The sequence below is a fragment of the Rhizobium sp. CB3060 genome (assembly GCF_025200735.1).
Classification (GTDB): domain Bacteria; phylum Pseudomonadota; class Alphaproteobacteria; order Rhizobiales; family Rhizobiaceae; genus Rhizobium.
The window spans coordinates 920,084-945,040 of record NZ_CP104158.1; the positions used below are offsets into that span (position 1 = coordinate 920,084).

General features: G+C 59.6%; 24 protein-coding genes. 10 read left to right on the forward strand and 14 right to left on the reverse strand.

Annotation, left to right across the window (positions count from 1 at the left end):
* Window position 1 precedes the first annotated feature (1 nt).
* The 4 genes from N2601_RS04570 to N2601_RS04585 all read right to left on the reverse strand — a co-directional run bounded on the left by N2601_RS04570 (window position 2) and on the right by N2601_RS04585 (window position 4,632).
* Window positions 2–1,264, reverse strand: coding sequence for an O-antigen ligase family protein (locus tag N2601_RS04570; RefSeq protein WP_104822641.1), 1,263 nt, complete (start codon window positions 1,262–1,264; stop codon window positions 2–4).
* The gene (locus N2601_RS04575; RefSeq protein WP_104822642.1) at window positions 1,261–2,823 is read right to left on the reverse strand and encodes an undecaprenyl-phosphate glucose phosphotransferase; all 1,563 of its coding nucleotides are present in this window, start codon (window positions 2,821–2,823) and stop codon (window positions 1,261–1,263) included. Before N2601_RS04575 ends, N2601_RS04570 begins: the two co-directional genes overlap by 4 nt.
* A gap of 76 nt (window positions 2,824–2,899) precedes the next feature.
* Window positions 2,900–4,045: a glycosyltransferase family 4 protein gene (locus N2601_RS04580; RefSeq protein WP_104822643.1), complete on the reverse strand. Its 1,146-nt coding sequence runs from the start codon at window positions 4,043–4,045 to the stop codon at window positions 2,900–2,902.
* 11 nt (window positions 4,046–4,056) lie between these two features.
* Window positions 4,057–4,632, reverse strand: a complete 576-nt coding sequence (locus tag N2601_RS04585) for a polysaccharide biosynthesis/export family protein (protein WP_104822644.1) — start codon at window positions 4,630–4,632, stop codon at window positions 4,057–4,059.
* Between the two features lie 192 nt (window positions 4,633–4,824).
* Between N2601_RS04585 and N2601_RS04590 the strand changes: the two genes are divergently transcribed.
* On the forward strand, window positions 4,825–7,044 hold the full coding sequence (locus N2601_RS04590) for a GumC family protein (protein ID WP_260303801.1): 2,220 nt from the start codon (window positions 4,825–4,827) through the stop codon (window positions 7,042–7,044).
* Here N2601_RS04590 and N2601_RS04595 read toward each other — a convergent pair whose 3' ends face one another.
* Together N2601_RS04595 and N2601_RS04600 are read right to left on the reverse strand one after the other, a co-directional pair.
* Complete coding sequence (locus N2601_RS04595) at window positions 7,045–8,268, reverse strand: GNAT family N-acetyltransferase (protein ID WP_445945002.1); 1,224 nt, start codon at window positions 8,266–8,268, stop codon at window positions 7,045–7,047.
* A 160-nt stretch (window positions 8,269–8,428) separates the two neighbouring features.
* The gene (locus tag N2601_RS04600) at window positions 8,429–8,638 is read right to left on the reverse strand and encodes a DUF2842 domain-containing protein (protein WP_028755205.1); all 210 of its coding nucleotides are present in this window, start codon (window positions 8,636–8,638) and stop codon (window positions 8,429–8,431) included.
* 112 nt (window positions 8,639–8,750) lie between these two features.
* Here N2601_RS04600 and N2601_RS04605 point away from each other — a divergent pair, with 112 nt between their 5' ends.
* Window positions 8,751–9,854, forward strand: coding sequence for a COX15/CtaA family protein (locus tag N2601_RS04605; RefSeq protein WP_260303803.1), 1,104 nt, complete (start codon window positions 8,751–8,753; stop codon window positions 9,852–9,854).
* A gap of 33 nt (window positions 9,855–9,887) precedes the next feature.
* Here N2601_RS04605 and N2601_RS04610 read toward each other — a convergent pair whose 3' ends face one another.
* The 3 genes from N2601_RS04610 to speB form a co-directional block, all read right to left on the reverse strand.
* A complete protein-coding gene (locus N2601_RS04610; protein ID WP_260303804.1) occupies window positions 9,888–11,294 on the reverse strand; it encodes a tlde1 domain-containing protein in 1,407 nt (468 codons plus the stop codon).
* 450 nt (window positions 11,295–11,744) lie between these two features.
* Window positions 11,745–12,677, reverse strand: a complete 933-nt coding sequence (gene argC, locus N2601_RS04615) for an N-acetyl-gamma-glutamyl-phosphate reductase (RefSeq protein ID WP_260303805.1) — start codon at window positions 12,675–12,677, stop codon at window positions 11,745–11,747.
* Window positions 12,678–12,760: 83 nt separating this feature from the next.
* Window positions 12,761–13,714 carry an agmatinase gene (speB, locus tag N2601_RS04620; protein WP_260303806.1) on the reverse strand — a complete coding sequence of 318 codons (954 nt, stop codon included), beginning with the start codon at window positions 13,712–13,714 and terminating at the stop codon, window positions 12,761–12,763.
* Window positions 13,715–13,969: 255 nt separating this feature from the next.
* On the opposite strand from speB, the gene N2601_RS04625 reads away from it, so the two are divergent.
* Window positions 13,970–14,164 (forward strand): hypothetical protein, encoded by a 195-nt coding sequence (locus tag N2601_RS04625; RefSeq protein WP_260303808.1) that lies wholly within the window; start codon window positions 13,970–13,972, stop codon window positions 14,162–14,164.
* Between the two features lie 120 nt (window positions 14,165–14,284).
* On the opposite strand, the gene rpsI is transcribed toward N2601_RS04625, so the two are convergent.
* The 4 genes from rpsI to N2601_RS04645 all read right to left on the reverse strand — a co-directional run bounded on the left by rpsI (window position 14,285) and on the right by N2601_RS04645 (window position 17,087).
* The gene (gene rpsI / locus N2601_RS04630) at window positions 14,285–14,752 is read right to left on the reverse strand and encodes a 30S ribosomal protein S9 (protein WP_028753976.1); all 468 of its coding nucleotides are present in this window, start codon (window positions 14,750–14,752) and stop codon (window positions 14,285–14,287) included.
* 2 nt (window positions 14,753–14,754) lie between these two features.
* Window positions 14,755–15,219, reverse strand: a complete 465-nt coding sequence (rplM, locus tag N2601_RS04635; RefSeq protein ID WP_104822652.1) for a 50S ribosomal protein L13 — start codon at window positions 15,217–15,219, stop codon at window positions 14,755–14,757.
* Between the two features lie 238 nt (window positions 15,220–15,457).
* The gene (locus N2601_RS04640; RefSeq protein ID WP_104822653.1) at window positions 15,458–16,294 is read right to left on the reverse strand and encodes an EamA family transporter; all 837 of its coding nucleotides are present in this window, start codon (window positions 16,292–16,294) and stop codon (window positions 15,458–15,460) included.
* A 463-nt stretch (window positions 16,295–16,757) separates the two neighbouring features.
* On the reverse strand, window positions 16,758–17,087 hold the full coding sequence (locus N2601_RS04645; RefSeq protein ID WP_104822654.1) for a hypothetical protein: 330 nt from the start codon (window positions 17,085–17,087) through the stop codon (window positions 16,758–16,760).
* A gap of 111 nt (window positions 17,088–17,198) precedes the next feature.
* Here N2601_RS04645 and N2601_RS04650 point away from each other — a divergent pair, with 111 nt between their 5' ends.
* The 7 genes from N2601_RS04650 to pstB all read left to right on the forward strand — a co-directional run bounded on the left by N2601_RS04650 (window position 17,199) and on the right by pstB (window position 23,538).
* On the forward strand, window positions 17,199–17,627 hold the full coding sequence (locus N2601_RS04650; protein WP_028753980.1) for a CoA-binding protein: 429 nt from the start codon (window positions 17,199–17,201) through the stop codon (window positions 17,625–17,627).
* 175 nt (window positions 17,628–17,802) lie between these two features.
* Entirely contained in the window at window positions 17,803–19,086 is a 1,284-nt protein-coding gene (locus N2601_RS04655; protein ID WP_104822655.1) for an O-acetylhomoserine aminocarboxypropyltransferase, read from the forward strand.
* Window positions 19,087–19,120: 34 nt separating this feature from the next.
* A complete protein-coding gene (locus N2601_RS04660) occupies window positions 19,121–19,465 on the forward strand; it encodes a cupin domain-containing protein (protein ID WP_104822656.1) in 345 nt (114 codons plus the stop codon).
* Between the two features lie 326 nt (window positions 19,466–19,791).
* Window positions 19,792–20,763, forward strand: a complete 972-nt coding sequence (gene pstS / locus N2601_RS04665; RefSeq protein WP_245463973.1) for a phosphate ABC transporter substrate-binding protein PstS — start codon at window positions 19,792–19,794, stop codon at window positions 20,761–20,763.
* 74 nt (window positions 20,764–20,837) lie between these two features.
* Entirely contained in the window at window positions 20,838–21,809 is a 972-nt protein-coding gene (pstC, locus tag N2601_RS04670) for a phosphate ABC transporter permease subunit PstC (RefSeq protein ID WP_104822657.1), read from the forward strand.
* Window positions 21,810–21,820: 11 nt separating this feature from the next.
* Window positions 21,821–22,672 carry a phosphate ABC transporter permease PstA gene (gene pstA / locus N2601_RS04675; RefSeq protein WP_104822658.1) on the forward strand — a complete coding sequence of 284 codons (852 nt, stop codon included), beginning with the start codon at window positions 21,821–21,823 and terminating at the stop codon, window positions 22,670–22,672.
* A 107-nt stretch (window positions 22,673–22,779) separates the two neighbouring features.
* Entirely contained in the window at window positions 22,780–23,538 is a 759-nt protein-coding gene (gene pstB, locus N2601_RS04680) for a phosphate ABC transporter ATP-binding protein PstB (RefSeq protein WP_199773566.1), read from the forward strand.
* Window positions 23,539–23,709: 171 nt separating this feature from the next.
* On the opposite strand, the gene N2601_RS04685 is transcribed toward pstB, so the two are convergent.
* Window positions 23,710–24,954, reverse strand: a complete 1,245-nt coding sequence (locus tag N2601_RS04685) for a cytochrome P450 (protein WP_260303811.1) — start codon at window positions 24,952–24,954, stop codon at window positions 23,710–23,712.
* Window positions 24,955–24,957 lie beyond the last annotated feature (3 nt).

The window sequence follows — 24,957 nt, forward strand, 5'->3', positions numbered from 1 at the left end:
TTCACGATGCTGCTTCCCTTCGGGCCAAGCTACGCTGATACTGTTGCTCGAGTGCCCCGCAGCCCCAGACGATGCCGATCAGCATGTAGAGATGGCGCCAATGATCGGTGTCGATGACATTGCCGATGCCGACATGGCCGAGAATGACGATCCAGGCGATCGTCAAGTAGGGCTGCCAGGGCCGGTCCTTCAAAAAGTTGCGGAAGCCGATATAGATGGTCCAGCAGATCATGCTGACCCAGCAGAAGAAGCCGAGCCAGCCATAGGTGGTCAGCGTCTTCAGCCAGATATTGTGCTCGTCCTCGCGAAACAGGGTGGAAAAGACGAGCGGGCCGATGCCGAGCGGCCTTTCCATCGACAGCATGAATCCGATGCGATGGCGCTCGAAACGACCGAGATGACCGCCATCATAATCCTGCACGAGCTGGGTGCGCGTCGAGAACAGGTCGCTCACCTGATGGAACTGCAGCGCGACGACCAGGAGCAGGACCATGAAAATGATTGCCGCCAAAGACATCACCAGAATGCGCAGCCGGAAGGCATTGCTGCGGTGCTGCAGCAGCATGCAAAAGATCAGCATCGCCGACGCGAAGGAGAACAAGCCCCATGCGGCGCGAGAGAAGGAGAGAAAGATGCCGAAGGCCAGCACGAACAGGCAGAGCGCCTTGATCGGCGCCTTCTTCAGGTCGCCGATCAGGATGCCGTGCATGAGATAGATGCTCGGTGTCACCAGGTAGGGACCGAAGACATTGGGGTCCTGGAATACGCCCATGGCGCGGTCATAGCGGGTGAAGATTTCAGCGCCTGGAAAGGCGTGGAAATAGCCGAGAATGCCGAGGCTTGCCGTAATCAGCGCGGCGACTACCCAGGTGTTGAAGATTAGCTTCAACCGCTTTTCGCTGTCTTCGATAATCGCGGCATAGAAGACCGAGCTCAGCGCCAGGAAGGTGGAAACGGCCACATAGATCGGTCCGTCGAGATGGGAGTTTGCCCCGAGGTCGCGCATCTGCGTCAGCGACAGCATGCCGCCGACGTTGAACGTCAGGAACAGCGCCAGAAGCGGCGCGACATTGCGTGAGATCTTCAGCCCAAGGATGAACCAGGTGCCGATGAGAAAGGCGACCCATAGCTCATAGGGCGCCGGTTCGGCGATGACGAAGCCCGATAGAAAGACCCCGAAAGCAACGCAAGCCGTGCGGACCAGCCGCAATGCTGCGAGCTGAGGTCGGTCGACGCGCCGATAGGGGAGATCGATCGCGGTCAATAGGCGTTTTCCGTGTTGAGGAGGCGGAAGGGAGTCAGCCACAGGATTTTCAGATCGAAATACAGCGACCAGTTCTCGATATAGTAGAGATCGTAAGCCGTGCGGAACTTGATCTTGTCATCGCTGTCGATCTCGCCGCGCCAGCCGTTGATCTGTGCCCAGCCCGTGACGCCGGGCTTGACGCGATGGCGGGCGAAATAGCCTTCGACCACATCGGCATAAATGCGATTGTGGCTCGCCGCCAATACGGCATGCGGGCGCGGGCCGACGAGCGACAGATTGCCGAGCAGCACGTTGAAGAGCTGCGGCAATTCGTCGATCGAGGTCTTGCGGATGAAACGTCCGACCGGTGTCACCCGGGGATCGTTCTTCGTCACGGCAATGCGGGCCGTCGGGTCGCTCATGTTGGTGTACATCGAGCGGAACTTGAAGACGTTGATGATCTCGTTGTTGAAGCCGTGGCGCTTCTGCATGAAGAAGACCGGTCCCTTCGATGTCGCCTTCACGGCAATTGCGGCTCCGAGCATGATCGGCCAGAGCAGGCAGAGCGCGAGCAGGCTGAAGAAGACATCGAAAATGCGCTTGGCGACGCCGTCCCAATCACGGATCGGCTTGTTGAAGATATCGAGCATCGGCACCGCGCCGACATGGGAATAAGAGCGCGGGCGGAAGCGCAACTTATTGGCATGCGCTGCCAGGCGAATGTCGACGGGCAGCACCCAAAGCTTCCTGAGAAGCTGCAGAATGCGATCCTCGGCGCTGATCGGCAGCGCGATGATCAGCATGTCGATGCGCGTTAGCCGGGCGAATTCCACCAGCTCGGCGACAGTGCCGAGTTTCGGGTAACCGGCGACCATCACCGGCGAACGTTTCTCGCCGCGATCATCGAAGATGCCGCAGATGCGGATATCGTTGTCAGACTGATGCTCCAGCGCGCGGATCAACTCCTTGGCCGGTTCACCGCCGCCAACGATGACGGCGCGCCGCTCCATGAGACCGTTGCGGGCCCAGTTGCGGATGCCATAGGCGAACACGGCACGTGCGGCGACGAGGAAGATTGTGCCGGCGGCAAGCCAGATCCCGAGAGCGCGGATCGAATAGATATGGTTGACGTCGAAGGGCAGGAGGGCAAGAACCATCACAGCAAACGCGGCCACCCATGACACCAGGATACGCTGCGGGAAACGATGCGGCGCGCGCAGTATCGGGATCTGATAGGCGTCGGCCACCTGCAGGAAGACGATGGCGAGACCGCAAAGCGCGATCGTCACCGCCGCCTGCGACAGGAAGGGATGGGCGCCGGGCGTGGTCTGGAAGAAGAGAACCGCCAGCCCCACGGCAAGCAACGACAGGAATTCGAAAAGCCGGTATTGCCCGATGATGATGGCCGGCGTCTGATTGCTCTCGCGAAATTGTTCGGCGATCTGGCGGGCATAGGCGTTGATGTCGCCGGCCTGATGATCGCCGCTCTGTTCCTCAGTGCCGCGAGTGCGAATTTCCGAGACCTGCTTGCGAATATTGTCCAAGTTAAATTGCGAGGACTCTTCAATATGGTTCATGGCAATTCATCCGGTCGTTACCGGAGATGGCCTAACAGATATGAGCTAATAAACGTTTACAACACTTGATTGTATTCTAATGTTTGCCGCCCAATTCAAGTATATCATAATATAGGTCTATAGTTTCCTTCGCCATGACGGACGCCGAAAATGCCGACCGGATCGTCTCGATTTTCGGCATGGTGTGCTGACGCCATTGCGGCTCGCTGATTGCCGCCGCCATGACACGGGAGAGATCGTCGGCATCGCCTGCTTCGGCAAGCGCAGGGCTTTGCTCGCCAAGCGCTTCGGCAATGCCGCCGACGCGCGAGGCGATCACCGTCTTCTCGGCAGCGAGAGCCTCCAGCACGATATAGGGCATGGCTTCGGCGCGTGAGGGAACGACGACATTCTGCGACATGGCGAAGGCCTCATGCACGCGCATGGCGGGCAGCATGCCGATGCGGTGACCAAGGCCACGCTGTATCATCATAGTACGGTATTTGTCCTTGTCCGGTCCGTCGCCGATCATCAATGCGGACAAAGGCCGGCCGATCCGCCGTTCGGTCTTGGCGAAGGCTTCCACAAACAGATCGGGACCCTTCAGGTCCCGCAGCATGCCGATATAGACGAAATGCACAGAGTCAGATCGTGTGGGTATGTTCCGGAAATCGCGCCCACTGATGCCGTTGTAGATCATTGCGGTGCGCGTCCGCGGCTTGCCGATCTTGCTTTCGTAACTTCGGCGCTCGAATTCGCAGATGAAGATCAGTCCGTCGGTCAGAAACTCCAGCATCCGCTCCAAGCTGTGCACCAGCATGCCTTGGGGCGAGGCGCGCGAGAAATGCAAGCTGCCTCCATGCGCAGTATAAAGGCGGGCAACGCGATACCTGTTCACCCGCAAGGCTGAGCCGATGATGCGCGCAAGCAGGCCGCCCTTGGCGCCATGCCCATGCAGCACATCCGGCCGCAAACTTTTGACTTTGTTGTAGCTGTCCCAGAGCGTCGTGGCGTCCGACAGGCTAATCTGGCGCCGGATCGGCAGGCGCGTCACGCCGAGCGACAGGAAAGGTCTGACATCGTCGAACAGCCGGTCCTCATGCGCCCCGCCGGTAAGGCTGTCGCAGAGAATGCCGACCGCATGTCCCGCCTTGCTCTGTTCCTCCGCCAGATCGCGGACATGGCGGAATATCCCGCCGACCGGAGATCTGAAGCAATGAAGGATGCGGAGCGGTCTAGCCATGATCGGGGCGGTCAGAATAGCCGTTCGCGGACGTAGATCGTGTCGCCTGCCAGCACCGGATCGGAGATGCCGACCCGTCCGGTCATGACATGACCATTGATCTTGCGGGTAACGTCGGCATTTGACTGGTTCGCGCGGCTGGTAAAGCCGCCGGCAACAGCGATGGCATTCTGTATCGTCATGCCGGGCACGTAGGAATACTGACCGGGCTGGCCGACTTCACCCATGATATAGACGGAGCGATAGCGATCGATGTCGATGGTGACATCGGGATCGCGGATATAGCCCTGGCGAAGTTTCTGCGCGATCTGGCCGGAAAGCTGCTGCAGCGTACGGCCGCGGGCAGGGACCTGGCCGATCAGCGGGAAGGCGATATAACCGGCCTGATCGACTGTATAGGTATTCGTCAAGCCTTCCTGGTCGAACACGGTGACGCGCAGGCGGTCGCCGCTGTCAAGCGTATAAGGCTGAATCGTTGCTTCACTGAAGGCTTTCGGCGCCGGCTGATAGGTATTGCAGCCACTGAGCGCAGCGCTCACGGCAGCCATGCCGAGTGCCAGGACAATCTTTGGCGTTGCGAAGGGCATTTCGCGCTCTCAGGAGAGGAAAATCACTAGCGCCGTTATCGATCCGTTAGGGTTAACGGTCGGTAAAGGGCAAGAAAAATTCTACATTCTTTATTAGGTAACTCGAAAATAATACATGAAAAATACAATTAACGCTTGGGTTACCATAGTCGTTTACACTTCAATCGGCTTTATATTACGGAGTTCTTGTGTATGCCCGGCGTCAACAGCAGCCAGCAGGATGTCGATATTGACCTAGCGCAGCTTTTTCGCGCCGTTTGGCAGCGCCGGGTACGCGTCATCGCCATCACTCTGGTCGGCGCTTGTCTGGCATTTGCCGTTGCCAAGATCGTCTCGCCGGAATATCGCAGCGAAACGCGCATTCTGATCGAACAGCGTGCGCCGGCCTTTGCGACCACGACGCAGAACAATGATGCCAGCTCCGGTCCGCTGCTCGATGAACTCAACATCGCCAGCCAGGTGCAGATCTTGCAATCGGCCGATCTCATCAAGCAGGTGATTACCAACCTGAAGCTCTACGAGCGCCCGGAGTTCGATGCCGCCACCAAGAGCTCGGCGTTTTCCGACATTCTTGTCATGTTGCACCTGAAAAAGAGCCCGCTCGACAAGGCGCCGGAAGAGCGGATGCTCGACGCCTTCACCAGTAAGCTTCAGGTCTATCAGATCAACAGCTCGCGCGTCATTGGTATCAGCTTCACCTCCCGCGCTCCGGATTTGGCGGCCAGCGTTCCGAACGCTATGGCGCAGGTCTACCTGTCGATGCAAAGCGGTGCCAAGCTTGATTCCAATACCGAGGCGACCCGCTGGCTGGAGCCCGAGATCGCCAATCTGCGCAACAAGGTCAACGAAGCCGAGAAGAAGGTCGCCGACTATCGCTCCGCCAACGGTCTCTTGCAAACCAGCGATAACAATACCTTCGCGACGCAGCAGCTTGCCGACATTTCCGGCCAACTGGCGCAGGTGCGCGGCGAGAGGGCCAATGCCGAGGCACGGGCCCAGGCCGTTCGCAGCGCACTGGCCACCGGCCGTTCCACCGATACGCTCGCCGATGTTTCGGGCTCGCAGACGATCCAGCGGCTGAAGGCGACAGAGTCCAATCTGGAATCGCAGATTTCTGATCTCTCCACGACGCTGATGGATGGCCACCCGCGGCTGAGGAGCCTGCGCGCTCAGCTCGCCGACATCCGCCAGCAGATCGACCGTGAAACTAAGAAGATCCTTGCCAGCATCGAGAATGAAGCCAAGGTGGCGCAACTGCGCGAGCAGCAGCTCGTCGGCCAGTCGAACACGTTGAAGGCTGATAGCGCCAGGGCAGGGGAAGATGAAGTCGGCCTCAACGCACTGGAACGCGAAGCGACCGCTGAGCGGCAATTGCTGGAAACCTATCTCGCCCGCTACCGCGAAGCCGCTTCCCGCGTCGACAAGAATTCGAGCCCGGCGGATGCCCGCGTGGTCTCCCAGGCCGTCGAACCGGTCGATCCCTATTTCCCGAAGATCGGTCCGATCGTCGTCGTCGCGACGCTTGCAACCTTCATTCTGACCTCAATCGTCATCATGCTGGCCGAACTCTTCAGCGGCCGTGCGTTGCGTCCGGTTGGCCCGGTCGAGCCCGAAGTCGTGGCCCGGAAGGAACCTGCCGCTCTTGCGGAAACCGTAATCGACGGCGTCCCCGCCAAAGTCGTTCCCGCATCCCGTCGAGGAGACGTGCCCGCCAGCATGCTCTCCGTCGTTGCCGACGAGGCACTGGCGCGGGAGATGGAAGCAGCGGTCGATCTTGGTCATCGGCCACAGGAGACCATCGACGAGGTGGAGGATGAAGAGGATTTTTCCATCCAGTCGGTTGCCGATTATCTGATCGAACGCGACTCCCGCCTCGCCATCGCCATATCACCGACTGGCGACAACGGATCCACGGCGACCGTGATGCTGGCCCGCACCATATCGGATGCCGGACGCCGCATCGTGCTGGTCGATATGACCGGAACGGGCTGCCCGTCGCGTCTGATGGCCGAAACTGCCGGCCTTTCCGGAGTAACCGATCTGCTTTGCGGCGAGGCCGCCTTTGCCGATACCATTCATCCCGACCGTCTTTCCGATGCCCATCTCGTGCCGCAGGGCACCAGCGATCTCGGGCGGGCCATGCGCGGCGCCGACCGCCTGTCCCTCATCCTCGATGCACTCGGCTCGGCCTATGATATCGTCTTGGTCGAGTGTGGCGCCGCGGACGTCTCGGGCGTCGCCCGGCTGACGCGCAGCAAGGATACCGAAATCATCCTCTCCATGCCGGAGCCGGACGAGAACCAATTCATGACGGCAATGACGGAATTCCAGAAGGCCGGCTATGAGCACATCATCCTGATGTCCGGCTGGCGTCAGGAACATGGCCCTGACGCGCGCCAGCACGCGGCCTGATCAGTCCTTCTCAGCCTCCGCCGCAGGGGCGTCTCTGCCGCCTTGCCGCGCTCGCAGCCGCTGGATGAATCCATAGAGCTGCGGATTGGCCTTGATGGCCGCCTTGGCGCGCGTCACTCCCCGTTGCGCGAAAGCCGCCGCATGGCCGATCCCCGAAACCGGCAGGATCAGGTCGTGCTGTGTCGTTTCCGTCGGGCACCAGGAGCGCTTGTAGATCTGGTCGCCGATGCCAAAATCGAAGAGGCTGACACCTTCGCGGTGAAACCGCTCGATCATCAGCCAGAACAGCAGTTCGCCAGGGCTCGCCTCGGCAACCAGCGTCTCGTCGATCGAGGCAAACTGGCAGATGACATGATCGCCCTTGCGTGACAGAGCGGCGACCGCAGGGATATGCCCCTCATGCTCGCCCTTCAGCCGCAGCGCATGCATCTCCAGCGCAGCATAGGATCGCTCCTCGCTGCCAAGCGCCAGCAGCCTGTGCAGCACTGTTTGGGTCGGCAGATCCTGAAACACATCCGGCAGGCCCGCCGCTTCGAAGCGCACCGCTTTCTGTCGAAAGAACAGATCGAGCAGGGCATCCCGCTCATCAGGAGCCGCGATCACATATTCGTAGCCGCCTTTTTCATTGAGAATGCGGGTCTGATGTTTGAATTTCTTGCGCCGCCGTTTGGCATTCACCTGCTTCAGCGACGCTTCGAAGGTGCCGAGGAACGGCATTTGAAAGGCATGATTCTGATTCTCGACAGCGGGCATCGAGGCGAGGGGGCTTTTGCGACCTCGCCATTCCAGCGGCACATTACGCAGAACCATCAGGTCGGCCTTGCCCCGCAATGCCTGCACAATCTCTGCCTGCTGCACTGCCGACAGGCCATTCTCCGCTGTTTCCAGAAATTCGCCGGAGAACAGGCCGGTATTGATGTTGCTGTGACGCGCGCCGATGAATTCGGCACGGCGGATGCCCTGGCTGCGGATAATTTCGAGCGGCAGGATAAAGGCGGTGCGGCCGTTGAAAGAGCCGCGGATGATTGCCAGCGGATATCGAAAGGTCTCGACCCAGGCGGCGCACCAATCGTAGCTCTGATGTAGCGAGGCAAGATCGTCTTGTTCCAGCGCCCGCCATTCGGCCTCCAGCGGTGCCATGCTGTCGAAGATGTCGAGGCGCATGCCGTCGCCTGCCGCAGCCGCAACAGGCATGGCTGCAATATCGAGCTTCTGCGTTTGCACCTTCTGCGCCTGCATTTGGGCGTCTCCAATCGGACGGCATTTGCACGCAGTCTTCAGCGCAGGCGACTTATTTTTGGTTTAAGGCGAGATGATCAGACAAGTTTCCCGTTGATCACGGTTATCCCTAAGTAAATCCGAAATCGCTTGAATAAGGCGGCGCCTATTGCGGACGAGGCCCGGCCATCCATTTGATGATGCCCATCGCCGGCAGCACCCAGATGATGCCGCTGAAGAGGAAATAGAGGAAATGCACCCAGCCGGGTTGGTCGCCAAGCGTGCGCACCGCCACGATCATCGCCACGATCGCATAGATGACGACCAGCAGAACGAGCAGGATCATGCCGATGAATTTGCGCAGGCGAAGGGGCAAGGTTGGTCTCTCCTCTCTCGACGGCGTGCCGCGACGGCATGCCGCAAAGTCTCGGGACTTGTTTTGCACGCCCCTATCAGGCAAATCAACAGCCGGATTGAAGGGAGATCCCATGGTTGTCGCTAATTTCACGTCGGAACAGGCCGTTTTGAACGAAGTGGCCCGGCAGGACCGCAATCGCCGCGCTATCCGCATCTGGCTTGCCTGTGTGCTTCTGGCGCTCTTTGCCCTGGTGCTCGTCGGCGGAGCGACGCGTCTGACCAATTCTGGCCTGTCGATCACCGAATGGCAGCCGATCCATGGTGTCATCCCGCCGCTCAATGCGCAGGAATGGCAGGAGGAATTCGACCTCTATAAACGCATCCCGCAGTTCGAGCAGTTGAACAAGGATATGACGGTCGATGAGTTCAAAGGCATCTTCTGGTGGGAATGGGCCCATCGGCTGCTCGCCCGCGCCATGGGTGTCATCTTCGGCCTGCCGTTGCTGTTCTTCGTTCTGACCGGCCGCGTTGAGCGCAAGCTATGGCTGCCGCTCGGTGGTATTTTCGTGCTCGGCGGCCTGCAGGGGGCGATTGGCTGGTGGATGGTCTCGTCCGGCCTCGAAGCGCGCACCGACGTCAGCCAGTATCGCCTCGCCACTCATCTCGTTACCGCTTGCCTGATCTTTGCCGCCTGCATGTGGTTCATGCGCGCGCTGTCGCCGCATTCCAACGACCCGGCGCCGACGCGTTATTCGGCAAAGCTTGCCGGCCTCATCACCTTCATGGCGCTATTCCAGATCTATCTCGGCGCGCTGGTTGCCGGCCTCGACGCCGGTCTCTCCTATAATACCTGGCCGCTGATGGATGGCGCTGTGGTGCCGGGCGGGCTGTTCGCGCAATCTCCGGGCTGGATCAATTTCTTCGAAAACCCGAAGATGGTGCAATATGTCCACCGTCTCGGCGCCTATGCGCTTTTCACCGTGGTTGCCATCAACATGATCATCTCGCTGCGTGCTGCGGCGCAGACGACGCATGCCCGCCGTTCGGTCGTGCTGTTCGTTCTAGTGTTGATCCAGGCGATCCTCGGCATTTCGACGCTGCTCCTGCAGGTGCCGCTACACCTGGCTTTGGCTCATCAGGCCGGCGCCCTCATCGTCTTCGGCTTTGCCATCGCCAATTGGCGCGGTTTCTATGGCGAATATCCGCATCAGACAGTCATCGCTGTGAGGAACTGAGGCGGATAATCGCCTCGCTCCCATTTCGCAAACTCAGCGCGACGCAATATTGCTGGACGCCGACGACAGACGCGCCACCACTTGTATACGCTTGATTTCACCGCGCTTAAAGGCAGCCAGGAAGCGGCTGTAATCCTTGAAGACCACGCAGCCATTTGATTCGCCACGGCCGCTTCTGAGCATGTACGTGTGAGCCAGCAAGCCGACGCGGCCATAGACGCGGGCGCCGTTTGCGGGCGTCAGGCGCAGCGCCTGCACGCCATGGAACAGGCTTTCCCTATAGGTCAGGTTATACGTTTCAGGCGGCGTCGGGCCGGTGTTTTTGCGGTCGACATAGCGAGGATTGTCGCGCATGTGGCCGAGGCCGGAATGCGCTTCGAGGCGTTCGCCGCTCGGCAGGTAGACGGTTCCGGCCGAAATATCGTAGATGGCGGTGCCGCCCCGCGGGGTAAGGGCGGCGAACGGGTTGAGGAACGGCCGCGACCGCTTCACCTCTTCTTCCGGCTTGGCATAGGCCAACTCTTGCGTCGGCGACGTGTCAGCTTCGTCGGCAGCGTCCGAAGCGGTGGCCCTTGCAACAACATGGGCCGGGCGCGGCAGCGGCACGACGGAAGGTAAGTCCTCGACAGCCGACATGTCTTCCGCTTCCGCAAGATCGATGGTTCCGGCGTCCGATGATGCGCCATCTGTGGCGGGCATCAGGTCCGGACGTGGCATCGGGATGATGTTGAAAGGCTGCGATGCAAGATCGCTGGAAGCCGTCGTCGCGAGGCTCTCCGCAACCGCGCGGTCGATCGTTCCGGCGGCCGACGCCATCTCGGTGGGCGGTGCATCGCTTGCGGGCGCTGCGACCGGCAGACCGTCCTTGCCCGGATGACCCAGAGCAGCCGTATTTGGCCCTACGGCCTGGATTGCGGGTTTGCCCAGCGCAACCTCGGCATCGCGCAGATGCGCGACCGTTTCTGGCGAGGTCGGTGCGTCGTTCTTGGCAACGGCCGACGCGGTTTGAGCCCGTGCGAGATCTGAGGCCTGCTGCGATAGCGCGCTCGCCAATTGCTGCTTGATCAGTGCGCGCGCCAGGATCGCTTTGGAGTGTGCGATGGCTTCTCGCTTCTCGTCGGCGGACATACCTCCTACCCGTATTCTTCCGCCCATGGGCACGGTCTGACTGGCAAGGCGCGCCGCATGTGGGATGTTCCCCTGTGGCACGATGAAGGCGGATGCTCTCGGCGTCAGCGAAGTCTCTGATGAAACATCGGCACCGGGTAGAGACAGAACCATCGATTGCGTGGTCATCAGTGTGGCGGCCACCCATGCGAACACCACCACCGCGACGCCGGTGATGGCCGTACCCGGACTGATCCCTCGGGATTTTTTCCGGCGCAGAGCATACCCGGAACGGGAATTGAAGTTACCGAACGTCTCGGTCGCAAACGCCATGATACTCGTTATCCAAACTACATACGCACCATGCCGGCTCACAAAAGTGCCTACGCCGGGACACAAAACCTGCGTCCGGTCGTGACATTGCCGACTGTCGGAAAGCATGCCGAATTATGGTAACCAATTCCTTTACGCCGACCCGATCTTGGAATTGTCTGTTGCCATGACCGCGACTATTGCGGCGGCGAAAGCCCGAACAGGTGATCGGGGCTGATTTGTGGCGAGAGGCTAATAAAGTTCTTTCAAATATATCAGAAAGCCAACGATCGGCCGGATCGACATCGCTGCGCATTGCAAATCGTTGCCGTCAGTGACCCGGGATGATTCCAAATGGCAGGCGCACCGAAGGTGACTTCAGTCTGGAATAGATCGAGCCCAGCCGATCGACCTGCATGAGGTGATTGGCTGGGGCTCTCTTAATTTTGGATGTTGATTAGGGTGGGAAGTTCAGGCGCTCAGCATCAGGTCCATGTTCTGGACCGCAGCTCCCGAAGCACCCTTGCCGAGGTTGTCGAGCAGGGCGACGAGGTTGACCTGTGTGGTGCCTGGCGTGCCGAATACGAACAGCTTCATCGTATCCTGGCCGGCCAGTTCGATGGCGTTGACGCGCGGCAACGCGCGGCTCTCCGCCAGCGAGATGACCTGCACGATATCCTGACCGGCATAATGGGCGGCCAGCGCAGCATAGATGCTTTCCAGCGTCGCGCCTTCAGCGAGATCGTCGAGATGCAACGGCACCTGCACGATCATGCCCTGCGGGAACTTGCCGACCGACGGCGAGAAGATCGGCGCGCGGTCAAGCAGGCCATGCGTCGTCATCTCCGGCACATGCTTGTGGGTCAGCGGCAGGCCATAGAGGAAGTGCGGTGCGGTGATCGCATCGGGATGATCGGCATTTTCCATCTGCGCGATCATCTGCTTGCCGCCGCCGGTATAGCCGGAAACGGCATTGATGGTGACGGGATAGCCGTCGGGCAGGATGCCGGCAGCACGCAGCGGCCGGATGAGGCCGATGGCGCCGGTCGGATAGCAGCCGGGGTTGGCGACGAAACGGGCGGCCTTGATCTTGTCGCCCTGATCCTTGTCCATTTCGGCAAAGCCGTAGGCCCAGCCGGGATTGACACGATGGGCGGTGGAGGTGTCGATGACGCGGACATTGTTGTTGGCCGAAACCATCTTCACCGCTTCCTTCGACGCATCGTCGGGCAGGCAGAGGATGGCGATATCGGCGCTGTTCAGCATGTCTTCGCGCATCGCGGCATTGCGCCGCTCGGCTTCCGGAATGGACAGAAGCTCGACATCGCGGCGGTCGGCCATGCGCGTGCGGATCTGCAAGCCCGTGGTTCCGTGTTCGCCATCGATGAAGATTTTCGGTGCCATTTTAATCCTGCTCTTTCAATAGGTTCAGAGTGTTTCCGGACTCAGTTTGCCATGGAGTTGATTCAGAATGATAACAGTCGCGGTCAGCGGCTGATCGCACGCCTTTCGGCGTGGAGACCGAGCATATACATCGCCACCGTTGCTCCGGCAATGGCAGTGATGTCGGCATGGTCATAGGCAGGGGAGACTTCGACGACATCGGCGCCCCTGATGTCGAGCTGACGCAGGCGCTGCAGTACCGAGAGGATTTTCGCACTCGACGGACCGCCAGCGACCGGTGTGCCCGTGCCGGGCGCATAGGCCGGATCGAGGCAGTCTATATCGAAGGTCAAGTAGACGGGCGCGCCTTTGGTATGGGAGATGATCGCCGACGCGATATCGGCCGCGCTCATATCCTCGGCTTCATGGCCGTAGAGAACCCGAATGCCATAATCCTCCGGCGCATGCGTGCGGATGCCGATCTGGATGGACCGGTCGGCATCGATCAAGCCGTCACGGGCAGCGCGTGCGACGAAGGAGCCGTGGTCGATGCGTTTGCCGTCGTCAAACCACGTGTCCTGATGCGCGTCGAATTGCACCAGCGCCAAGGGGCCATGTTTGGCCGCATGCGCCTTCAGCAACGGCCAGGTGACGAAATGGTCGCCGCCGAGCGTCAGCAAAAATGCGCCGCTATCGAGGATAGCGTTCGCTTGCCGCTCGATCTCCGCCGGCGTCTCCTGGTGGTTGCCGTAGTCGAGCAGGCAATCGCCGTAATCGATGACGGCCATTTCGGCGAAGAGGTCGCGATGGAAAGGATATTGCGGATCATTGTCGAAGATTGCCGACGCGCGACGGATCGCCTGCGGCCCGAAACGTGTTCCAGGGCGATTGGATGTGGCCGCATCGAAGGGAATGCCCCAGACGACGGCGTCGACGCCCTCTAGCGATTTGGTGAAACGCCGGCGCATGAAGGAGAGCGCGCCCGCAAAAGTCGGATCGCTGGCCGCCGACGTCAGGCTGGTGGCTGAAAAGGCGTGATCGATCGACGTGCTCGGCATGGGATTCTCCTTGCGTGGAAACTAGGCCCGGCGGTCGTGATGTGCCTTCGGCTGACTCGAGTTAGGAGACATCGGCGCTAATTGCAAGCAGGCGGCTTTCCGAGCTACTGCTTTGCGCGTGCAGTGCATTGATACGCCTTTTTCACGCATGCGATTTGCGGCGTGGAGCATTCGGCCTTTCCGTTGGCAACGGTACAGATCGAACATTGATCGGTAAATTGCTGACAGTCCGGATTGGCTTGCAGGAAATCCCGCATGCTTTCCATGGGTACCGGCGTCGCCTCGATCGTCGTTACGGTATCCGCTGAAAAAGCTGCGGTTGCGCAGAGCACTGCAAGCGCCAGCGAAGAGACCAAGCCTAGCCCTTTAGATCTCATTTCCGCCCCCGTACGGTTTCCTGTCTCGCTCCTCTATAATCGATCATACGATCAGGAAGCAAAAAAGCGCTAACCCATCCTGACATTGCCGGGCTGGCTGAACGACCGGAAGACCTAAGCCGGGACGGCACATCACATAAACAAAAAGGCCGGGCGAACCCGGCCTTTCCAAAATCCGATCTCGGATAAGCGATTAACGCTTGGAGAACTGGAACGAACGACGTGCCTTGGCACGGCCGTACTTCTTGCGTTCGACGACGCGGCTGTCGCGGGTCAGGAAGCCGCCCTTCTTCAGGACCGAGCGCAGGCCCGGTTCGAAGTAGGTGAGCGCCTTGGACAGGCCGTGGCGAACGGCACCGGCCTGGCCGGAAAGACCGCCGCCGGCAACGGTTGCAACGATGTCGAACTGGCCATCACGGGCAGCTGCGACGATCGGCTGACGCAGGATCATCTGCAGAACCGGACGGGCGAAATAAGCCGTGTAGTCCTTGCCGTTGACGATGATCTTGCCGGAGCCGGCCTTGACCCAAACGCGGGCGACGGCGTCCTTGCGCTTGCCGGTCGCGTAGGAACGGCCAAGCGAGTCAACCTTGCGGACGTGAACCGGAGCAGCAGCTTCCGATGCCGTGCCGAGATCCTTCAGGGAAGAGAGATCAGCCATTATCAGGCGCTCCTTACGTTCTTCTTGTTCAGCTTGGCCACGTCGAGAACGACCGGCTGCTGGGCTTCATGGGGATGGTTGGAGCCGGCGTAGACGCGCAGGTTCTTCATCTGGCGACGGCCGAGCGGGCCGCGCGGAACCATGCGTTCGACAGCCTTCTCGAGAACGCGCTCCGGGAAGCGGCCTTCGATGATCTGGCGAGCGGTGCGCTCCTTGATGCCGCCGGCGTAACCGGTGTGCCAGTAGTAAACCTTGTCTTCGTACTTCTTGCCGGTGAAGACGACCTTGTCGGCATTGATGACGATGACGTTGTCGCCGTCGTCGACGTGCGGCGTGAAGGTAGCCTTATGCTTGCCACGCAGACGCATTGCGATGAGAGAAGCGAGACGGCCAACGACGAGCCCTTCGGCGTCGATGAGAACCCACTTCTTCTCCACCTCTGCAGGCTTCTGGGAGAAGGTTGCCATGTTGAATACTCTCTTTTGGGACCCTGGACCCGAAGGCATCAGGGCGTTTCTTGTTGCTTGGTTTGGCGAGCGAAACGCGCGCCAAAAAGAAAGCAGCCCGGAAAGGCTGCGATCTGGCGCGGCTTATAAAGGGAATAGCTGTTGAGGTCAATAAGACAGGATTTGGCTGTCTGAAAAATTCGTGAACAGAATCAATATGTTAAATATACGGTATTTCAATACCCCATATTTCTCATCTTTAGGCCAGCCTTAGAACCAACACGCCGCCTGCAATAATCGCACCGGCGACATAACGCCAGATGCTCGATCGCTCCTTCAGGATGACCACCGAAATCACCAGTGCAAATAGGATCGATGTCTCGCGTAGCGCCGCCACCATGGCGACGGGCGCCTTGGTCATCGCCCACAATGCCAGGCCATAGGACGTCAGCGAACCGCCGCCGCCGATCAGGCCGCGCCACCAATTGTAGCGGACATGGGCGGCGACAACGGAAAAGCCGCGCTGCGAGATTGCCCAGGCAAACAGTAGCACCGGCGGCAGGAGCGACATCCACAGCGTATAGGATATGGAATTGCCGGAAAGGCGTGCGCCGATACCATCGACATAGGTATAGGTGGCGATGACCACCGCGTTCGACAAAGCAAGGACGATGGCCTGCCGGCCGCCCTTCCGGGCTTCGAAGGCAAGCGTCAATATTCCGGCGCAGATCGTCATCGTACCGAGCAGAGCACCGCTGGACAGCGTCTCCCGAAGGATGAAGCCGCTGGTCGCAACGATGATCAGCGGCGCCACCCCGCGCATCAGCGGATAGACGAGACCGATGTCGCCGGCGCGGTAGGCCGCGGCTACCAACTGAAAATAAGCAAATTGCAGGATCGCCGAGGCGCCGATGAAGGGCCAGGCGGCCGAAGCCGGCAACGGCAGAAACGGCAGAAAGGGCAGGGCAGTGACCGCGCCGCCTGCTGCAACCATCGCGGCATCCAGGGACTTCTCCGTTCCCGCCTTGATGATTGCGTTCCACGTTGCGTGCAGCAGGGCGCCGAAGAGGACGAGAGCGATAACGTCAGCGGACACGGAGACCTCGAATTGCGCGGCAACGGGCGAGAGTTTGATGATTTGTGGGTATACGGGATGCCATTGACGCTCAATACTCCAAAAGCAACAACATGTGTGGGTTTACATGCTTCTGGCTGTTGCTTTCCTCAATAAATCCATAGAAAAGTGCGGTTGAGCGTTCGCTATTTGTTCTATTTATTCGCGCAACCATGAGGTGTTTCTAATTTACAGGGGAATGAAGAGAGAACAAAAATTGCATGCCGGGTGAACGCATTGTCTGGGGTTATTCCGATAACATCCAAAGCGCTATGAGGATGTTATCGTGCTATCATGATTAAGGAACGGCACGTTTTGGGGAGTAACCAAATTGCGGCCGCGGGGCAAAACTGCACCGCATCGCGATCAACGCGATGCAGGCTGAACCACAATCCCATGCGCAAATCGAGATCGAGAGAGGCTAGCAACCTGCTTTGCCCTGCTGCTATCGATGCGGGATGAGCAAATCATCGTCGTCGAAATCGGTCGACGGCCGACATGTGTAGACGGGGCAGTTGGGCCTGTCCTTGGTCGGAATATAGTCCTGATAGGCATAGTAGCCGGGATCGCAGGCATTGCTGTCAGAAACGACACGATCATAGAGCGTCATGTTGCGCACCCTGGTGGACGGATAGCGCATGATTACCGCCCGTTCGCGGTCTATGATCGCCTTAGCCTGGCCACAGGTGAAGGACATGGAGTTGTACCGTGAGATCGCCAAGGCCGGGCTGGCGGCGGAGGCAATCAGCAGGCTCAGCAGGATGATTTTTTTCATCGGAGCAATTCTCCCTGAAATTGTTATAATACCTATATATACGCGAAAGCCGCGGCCGTGGTTTCCGGATTTGTGGCAAAACGCAAGTGTGATCCAAAGGGAGGCTCCGTGATGAACCATGACCGCTACGAGGATTCTTATATCGCCGATATCCTTTTATCCGTACGGACCATTGCGCTTGTTGGCGCATCGCCCAATCCCGCGCGGCCTAGCAACGGCGTCATGGCCTACCTGATGGCGCGAGGCTATCGCGTCATTCCCGTCAATCCCGGGCAGGCCGGCAAGGAGATCCTCGGACAATGGGTCTTTGGTCATCTGGCCGATATTCCCGAGCCGGTCGACATGGTTGATGTCTTCCGTGCACCGGAATATCTGCGCTCGGTGGTCGAGGAGACGATCATGATCGAGCCGAGGCCGCCGGTCATTTGGGGCCAGCTCGGCGTCAGAGACGACGCCGCCGCTGCGAGAGCGGAAGCGGCCGGCGTCAAGGTCGTCATGGATCGCTGCCCGGCCATCGAATATCCGCGCCTGGTCGCCTGACCCCGACAGCCTGCGCCTGACTACTGCGAAAAGCTGACCATTTTGTCGCGCGATATCGCCGAAAGATGGCAGGTTTTTTTCGTGAGCGGAAAAGCTCGGCAAAGTTCGCGGTTAACTTTAAGGCCTGAGACGCTATGATCCTCCCGTTATAATAGTATGGGCGGAAGGAGAGGGCATGCCGACCAACAATCCAGGTTTCGACACGCTGGCGATTCATGCGGGCGCGCAGCCGGACCCGACGACGGGCGCCCGCGCGACACCGATCTATCAGACGACCTCCTTCGTCTTTCAGGATGCGGACCACGCCGCCGCACTCTTCGGGCTGCAGCAGTTCGGCAATATTTACACGCGTATCATGAACCCGACCCAGGCCGTACTCGAGGAACGGGTGGCAGCCCTCGAAGGCGGCACGGCCGGCCTCGCCGTCGCCTCTGGTCATGCTGCTCAGATGCTCGTCTTTCACACCATCATGCAGCCGGGCGACAATTTCGTCGCCGCCAGGCAGCTCTACGGTGGCTCGATCAATCAGTTCGGCCACTCCTTCCAGAATTTCGATTGGCATGTGCGCTGGGCCGACTCCGCCGATCCGGCCACGTTCGAGACACAGATCGACAGCCGCACCCGCGGCATCTTCATTGAAAGCCTCGCCAATCCCGGCGGTACCTTCGTCGACATCGAGGCGATCGCCGCCGTTGCCCGCCGGCACGGCCTGCCGCTGATCGTCGACAATACAATGGCCAGCCCCTATCTCATCCGGCCGTTGGAGCATGGCGCCGACATCGTCATCCATTCGTTGACCAAATTCATGGGCGGCCACGGCAATTCCATGGGCGGCATGATCATCGATGGCGGCACCTTCGACTGGTCCGCGTCAGACAATTATCCGATGCTGTCGACGCCGAGGCCGGAATATAACGGCATCGTGCTGCACGCCACCTTCGGCAATTTCGCTTTCGCCATCGCCTGCCGCGTCCTCGGCCTGCGCGATCTCGGCCCTGCCATCTCCCCCTTCAATGCCTTCTTGATCCTTACGGGCATCGAGACGTTGCCGCTGCGCATGCAGCGCCATTCCGACAATGCGATCGCCGTCGCCCGCTGGCTGAAAGGGCAGGACAAGGTGGCCTGGGTGAACTATGCCGGCCTTGAGGACGACCCGAACCATCCGCTGCAACAGCGCTATTCGCCCAAGGGGGCGGGTTCCGTCTTCACTTTCGGGTTGAAGGGCGGATATGAAGCGGGCAAGGGATTTGTGGAAGGCCTGGAGCTCTTTTCCCATCTCGCCAATATCGGCGACACGCGCTCCCTGGTCATCCACCCTGCCTCGACGACGCACAAGCAGCTCACCGACGAGCAGAAAATCGCAGCCGGCGCCGGTCCGGATGTGGTGCGCCTGTCGATCGGCATCGAGGACGTCAAGGACATCATCGCCGACCTTGAGCAGGCGCTGGCGAAGGCATGACACGGAAGCGTTTCCAGATCGGGACGGAAGATTTATGACAACGTATTTACGATTGGACCCCGAAGGCGTCGAGCCGGAAACCGGTGCTCCCGCCGACGATCGCATCGTTTCCGGGGCGCCAAAGTTCCGCACCTGGAATGTCGAGGAAGCTGATGGCGGCCTCTACGCGGGCATATGGGAGGCAACGCCCGGAAAATGGCGAATCGTCTATGACGAGTGGGAGTATTTCCATATCCTTTCCGGCTACTCGGTGGTAACTGCCGAAAATGGCGAGGCTTTTCACCTGCGTGCCGGCGATCGCATGATTCTGAGACCCGGCTTTAAGGGGACGTGGGAAGTCATTGAAACCACCCGAAAGGATTATGTGATCCGTCTCTGACGGCGCCGCAAAGCCGGTCGAATCAAATCAGGACGGCCAGCGCCGTTCGGACGCGCGCAGGCATTTGTTAGCCGGCCAGCGCAAATAGCCGTTTTCATTGCCGCAAGTTGTGTCACTGGCCTTTCACCAAACTGTCATCAAACTGAAACACTGCGAGATTAGAGCCATCACTGTCGCCAGGAGATTGAGGTGGGGGTTACGAACCGATGGGGACGTTCCGTGCTCAGATCCTGCTCGCCATCCATTCATCACTTGAGGAAGTGAGTTCAATCATGTTGAATCAGAAATTTCGTTCGCTTTGCCTGACTGCAGGCTTCATCGCGGCTATGTCCGTGTCGGCCTCGGCTGCCGACATCACGGGCGCCGGCTCGAGCTTTATCGCGCCGGTTATGTCCAAGTGGGCTGAAGGCTATAAGGCTGCGACGAACAACGTCGTCAACTACCAGTCGGTCGGTTCGGGCGCCGGCATCAAGCAGCTCCTCGACAAGACGATCGTATTCGGCGCTTCGGATAAGCCGATGAGCGACGCTGACCTCGAGAAGAACGGCATTGCCCAGTTCCCGATGATCTCCGGCGGTATCGTCGTTTCCTATAACGTTGAAGGCGTAAAGCCGGGCGAACTCGTTCTCGACGGCAAGACGCTGGCCGACATCTTCCTCGGCAAGGTCGCCAAGTGGGACGATGCAGCCATCAAGGCCCTGAACCCCGACGTGAAGCTGCCTTCCACCGCGATCTCCGTCGTTTATCGCGCCGACAGCTCGGGCACGACCTTCAACTTCACCGATTTCCTGTCGAAGGTTTCGCCGGAGTGGAAAGAAAAGGTTGGTTCGAACACGGCAGTTGAATGGCCGGTCGGCTTTGGCGCCAAGGGTTCCGAAGGCGTTTCCACCACTGTCAACCAGACGGCTGGTTCGATCTCTTACGTTGAATATTCTTACGTCGTCGCCAACCATATCGGTTTCGCGAAGATGAAGAATGCTGCCGGCAAGGTTGTCGAGCCTAGCCTCGATACATTCAAGGCTGCTGCTTCCAACGCCGATTGGGCTCATGCCAAGAACTTCAACCTGATCATCACCAATCAGCCGGGCGAAAAGAGCTGGCCGATTGCCGCTTCGACCTGGGTTATGCTCTACAAGAAGCCGGCCGATGCCGCTAAGAACGAAGAGGCCCTGAAGTTCTTCAAGTGGTCCTATCAGAACGGTCAGAAGGACGCGACCGCCCTGTCTTATCTGGCAGTCCCGGACAATGTCGTCGAGATTGTCGAGAAGTCCTGGCAGAAGGACTTCGGCACGAAGTAATTTGTGCTGGGTGAGAAGTTGCGGCGGACAGGGTATAGCCCTGTCCGCCTTTCGTCACGGACAAGGGGAAATCGATGGCTGACGCGACTCAGACGGCTGCCTTCCAGGCTATAGATACCACCGCCAGCACCAGAAAATTCCGGATGCAGGATCGGATTTTCTATTTTATGACGCTTGGCTCGGCTACTCTCGTCGTGCTTCTGCTGCTGGCAATCCTGGTGGTTCTTGTCATCGATGCCTTGCCAACCTTCCAGACCTTCGGCTTATCGTTCCTCTTTGGCACAAAGTGGAGCGCTCCCGTCGATATTTACGGTGCAGTGCCTGCCGTGGTCGGTACGCTGGTGAGTTCGTTCATCGCCATGCTGATTGCCGTTCCCCTCGGCATCGGCATTGCCATCTTCCTCACGGAACTTTGCCCCGGCAGCCTGCGACGTCCGATCAGCACGGCCATCGAGCTTTTGGCCGGTGTGCCCTCCATTATCTACGGTATCGTCGGTCTGTTCATTCTCGTGCCGCTGATGCAGAACTATATCCTGCCCTTCCTTATGATGACGATCGGCCAGGTGCCGTTGATCGGCCTGCTGTTCCAGCCGCCGGCCCCAGGCGTCGGCCTGTTGACGGCAAGCCTCGTGCTGGCTGTCATGATCCTGCCGTTCATCACCGCGATTGCCCGCGACGTGTTCAGCACCGTGCCGCCGATGTTGCGTGAATCCGCTTACGGCATGGGCATGACCACATGGGAGGTGGCCCGCCACATCCTGATCCCCTATACACGTCGCGGCCTCGTCGGCGGCATCATGCTCGGCCTCGGCCGCGCGCTCGGCGAAACCATGGCCGTCACCTTCGTTGTAGGCTCGGTGAGCCGCCTGCAATCGTCGATCATTTCGCCGTCCACCACCATTTCCGCCCAGATCGCGAACAACTTCGGCGATGCCGACGGTCTACAATTGTCGAGCCTGATCGCGCTCGGCCTGCTCCTGTTCGTCCTTTCCTTCTGCGTGCTAGCAGCGGCGAGATGGATGATCGGCCGCGGCGACGCGCATTGAGGAAAACACCCATGGAAAATGCAATTCGTCAGAATCTCGTGTCGAGGCGCTATGGGAAGAACCGCGTGATGATGGCCTTGTGCTTCCTCGCGGCCATCCTCGGCATATTCTTTCTCAGCGTGATCCTTGTGACCCTGCTTTATCGCGGCGTATCGGCACTCAGCCTCGACGTCTTCACGATGTCGATCCCGGCGCAGGGCTCGCGCGGTGGTCTGATCAACGCGATCTATGGCACCGTGCTGGTCACGGGCTGCGCCATCCTGATCGCCGCGCCGATCGGCATTCTCGCCGGCACCTATCTGGTGGAATATGCCAACGGCACCAAGCTTGCCGAGGCCGCCAAGTTCATCAACGACATCTTGCTGTCCGCACCCTCGATCATCATCGGCGTGTTCGTCTACGGCCTCGTGGTCGTGCCCATGCACGGCAACTCCGCCATCGCCGGCATCCTCGCGCTGGCGCTGATCGCCCTTCCGGTCGTCAACCGCACGACGCAGGATATGCTGTTGCTGGTGCCAAATGCGCTTCGTGAGGCGACCGCCGCGCTCGGCGCGCCGCGCTGGAAGTCCATGATGATGGTGATCTACCGTTCCGCCTGGACCGGCATCCTCACCGGCATCCTGCTGGCCGTCGCCCGTATCAGCGGCGAAACCGCGCCGCTTCTCTTCACCGCCGGTTACAGCAAATTTATGAATGCGGGCGTGACCGGTCCAATCGCCACGCTGCCGGTTGCCATCAACACGCTCGCCGCCGATGCAGGTGAGGATCTCAAACAACTGGCTTGGGCCGGCGCGCTGATCATCACCGTTGCCATCCTAGCCCTTAACATCCTTGCCCGTGTCTTGAGTGGGCGCCGCCAGTGACGCAGCCGCCGAACGATAGGAATGAAACCATGAACATGAGCGACAGCAATTTCCAGAGCGTCAACGCACAGTCGGGGAAGGACGCCGTTTCACAGTCGGGTCCCGGCATGCTCGCGAAACTTGAGGTGAAGAACCTCGATTTCACCTATCAGAACGGCCATCGCGTTCTGAAGGGTGTGAACATGAACATCCGCAAAAATGCGGTCACCGCCTTCATCGGCCCTTCGGGTTGCGGCAAGTCCACGCTGCTGCGCACCTTCAACCGGATGTATGATCTCTATCCGGGCCAGACTGTTGGCGGCGAGATCCTGTTGGATGGCCGCAATATCCTCGCCAAGGACGTCGATCTGAACGATTTGCGTGCCAAGGTCGGCATGGTGTTCCAGAAGCCCACGCCGTTCCCGATGTCGATCTATGAAAACGTCGCTTTCGGCATCCGGCTCTATGAGAAGATTTCCAAGGCGGAAATGGACGCCCGCGTCGAAGCGGCGCTGACTGAAACTGCGCTTTGGAGCGAAGTGAAGGAAAAGCTGCACCAGAGCGGACTTGGCCTTTCCGGCGGCCAGCAGCAGCGTCTCTGCATCGCCCGCGCCATCGCGGTGAAGCCATCCGTGTTGCTTCTCGACGAGCCGACTTCGGCTCTCGATCCTATCTCGACCGCCAAGGTCGAGGAATTGGTCTCGCAGCTTAAGGGCGAGTTCACGGTCGTCATCGTGACGCACAACATGCAGCAGGCGAGCCGTATCTCCGACAACACCGCCTTCATGTATCTAGGTGAGTTGATCGAATACGGCGCGACCGAGCAGATTTTCCAGGCGCCGAAGGTCAAGCGCACGGAAGACTACATCACCGGCCGTTACGGCTGATATGGCAGAGGCGGGCGCATGCCGCCCGCTGCCAAGGGTTTTGCAATGGCGCGCCCGCCCGGCGCGCCATTTTGCGTTTTAGGCGATCAATGAACCTAGCGGATAGTCCTGCAATCAAGGCGTAACGCGCAATCGGGATTGGCGGGCTCTCGGCCAAAGGCAATACTTAACTCACCAGCTCAGTTCCAGCTTGTCGAGGCCGTGGAATTGATAGAGATCCTTGACCTCCGGCGTCTTCTTGAGCGTCAGGCCGGGCAGGCGTTCGAACAGGATCGGCAGCACCACGTTCAATTCCAGCCGCGCCAGCGGCGCGCCGATGCAGAAATGGATACCGGCGCCGAAGGAGAGATTGGGTGCTTCGTTGCGGTCGGGCTTGAAGGTGAGGGGATCGGAGAACTTCGTGGGGTCGAGATTGGCGGCGGCGAGAAGCAACGCCACCTTATCGCCACGCTGGAAGGACACGCCGTCGATTTCTGCCGGCTCCAGGCACCAGCGCTGGAAGACATGCACGGGCGCGCAGATTCGCAGCGTTTCCTCGACAGTACGCTCCGTCGTCGCCTCATCCTTGAAAAGCGCGGCAGGTGCGTAGCCGTTCTCCAGAATGACACGGACGGAATTGCCGATCTGATGCACCGTCGCCTCGTGGCCGGCATTGAGCAGCACGATCGTCGTTGAGACCAGCTCGTCCTCGGTCAGATACTGGCCCTTATGCTCGGTTGTGATCATATGCGTGAGGAGATCGTCCTGCGGATTGGCGCGGCGCTCGCGAATGACCGTTTTCACGTAGTCGGCAAATTCCTTGGCTGCCTGATCGGCGGCAAGCTCGTCTTCGGGCGTGCGGCCGAATATGTACATGCGTACATAGGCATGCGACCACTTCAGCAATTGCGGCCCCATCTCTTCCGGAATGCCGATCATCCGCGCGATCATGGTGACGGGAATGATATCGGCAAAGGCCGACAGCAGTTCGACTTCGCTTTTTTCTTCGAAATTATCGATCAGCCGGTTGGCGAGCTCCGCCAGCTCCGGCTTCATCTTCTCGACGTGACGGGAGACGAAGGCGCGGTTGACGAGGGTTCTCAGCCGCGTGTGCTCGGGCGGCTCGATTTCGAGCAGTGAATGTTGTTCGGCAAGATCGAAATTTTTGAGATGCGGCTGCGGCGCGGGCAGGCCGAGTTCTTCGCGGCTGGCGATATGCAGGATCTGCCGGCCGAAGCGGCGGTCGCGCAGCAGGCCGTTCACATGGTCATAGCCGGTGAAATACCATTGCTTCTGCTGTTCCCAATAGAAGGTGGGACATTCGGCATGCAGGGCGGCATAGACGGCGTTCGGATTGTTGTAGAAGGCGGGATCGCGCGCATTGAGGGACACGCGACGCGCCACGGGATCGATGGAGAAAACGGAGGATGTGGTCATGAC

Bases quoted from the DNA above. Each gene is read 5' to 3' on its own strand.
- N2601_RS04575 (WP_104822642.1), bottom strand. From the start codon at position 2,823: ATGAACCATATTGAAGAGTCCTCGCAATTTAACTTGGACAATATTCGC.
- N2601_RS04580 (WP_104822643.1), bottom strand. From the start codon at position 4,045: ATGGCTAGACCGCTCCGCATCCTTCATTGCTTCAGATCTCCGGTCGGC.
- N2601_RS04585 (WP_104822644.1), bottom strand. From the start codon at position 4,632: ATGCCCTTCGCAACGCCAAAGATTGTCCTGGCACTCGGCATGGCTGCC.
- N2601_RS04590 (WP_260303801.1), top strand. From the start codon at position 4,825: ATGCCCGGCGTCAACAGCAGCCAGCAGGATGTCGATATTGACCTAGCG.
- N2601_RS04605 (WP_260303803.1), top strand. From the start codon at position 8,751: ATGGTTGTCGCTAATTTCACGTCGGAACAGGCCGTTTTGAACGAAGTG.
- N2601_RS04610 (WP_260303804.1), bottom strand. From the start codon at position 11,294: ATGGCGTTTGCGACCGAGACGTTCGGTAACTTCAATTCCCGTTCCGGG.
- argC (WP_260303805.1), bottom strand. From the start codon at position 12,677: ATGGCACCGAAAATCTTCATCGATGGCGAACACGGAACCACGGGCTTG.
- speB (WP_260303806.1), bottom strand. From the start codon at position 13,714: ATGCCGAGCACGTCGATCGATCACGCCTTTTCAGCCACCAGCCTGACG.
- N2601_RS04625 (WP_260303808.1), top strand. From the start codon at position 13,970: ATGCTTTCCATGGGTACCGGCGTCGCCTCGATCGTCGTTACGGTATCC.
- rpsI (WP_028753976.1), bottom strand. From the start codon at position 14,752: ATGGCTGATCTCTCTTCCCTGAAGGATCTCGGCACGGCATCGGAAGCT.
- rplM (WP_104822652.1), bottom strand. From the start codon at position 15,219: ATGGCAACCTTCTCCCAGAAGCCTGCAGAGGTGGAGAAGAAGTGGGTT.
- N2601_RS04645 (WP_104822654.1), bottom strand. From the start codon at position 17,087: ATGAAAAAAATCATCCTGCTGAGCCTGCTGATTGCCTCCGCCGCCAGC.
- N2601_RS04650 (WP_028753980.1), top strand. From the start codon at position 17,199: ATGAACCATGACCGCTACGAGGATTCTTATATCGCCGATATCCTTTTA.
- N2601_RS04655 (WP_104822655.1), top strand. From the start codon at position 17,803: ATGCCGACCAACAATCCAGGTTTCGACACGCTGGCGATTCATGCGGGC.
- N2601_RS04660 (WP_104822656.1), top strand. From the start codon at position 19,121: ATGACAACGTATTTACGATTGGACCCCGAAGGCGTCGAGCCGGAAACC.
- pstS (WP_245463973.1), top strand. From the start codon at position 19,792: ATGTCCGTGTCGGCCTCGGCTGCCGACATCACGGGCGCCGGCTCGAGC.
- pstC (WP_104822657.1), top strand. From the start codon at position 20,838: ATGGCTGACGCGACTCAGACGGCTGCCTTCCAGGCTATAGATACCACC.
- pstA (WP_104822658.1), top strand. From the start codon at position 21,821: ATGGAAAATGCAATTCGTCAGAATCTCGTGTCGAGGCGCTATGGGAAG.
- pstB (WP_199773566.1), top strand. From the start codon at position 22,780: ATGCTCGCGAAACTTGAGGTGAAGAACCTCGATTTCACCTATCAGAAC.
- N2601_RS04685 (WP_260303811.1), bottom strand. From the start codon at position 24,954: ATGACCACATCCTCCGTTTTCTCCATCGATCCCGTGGCGCGTCGCGTG.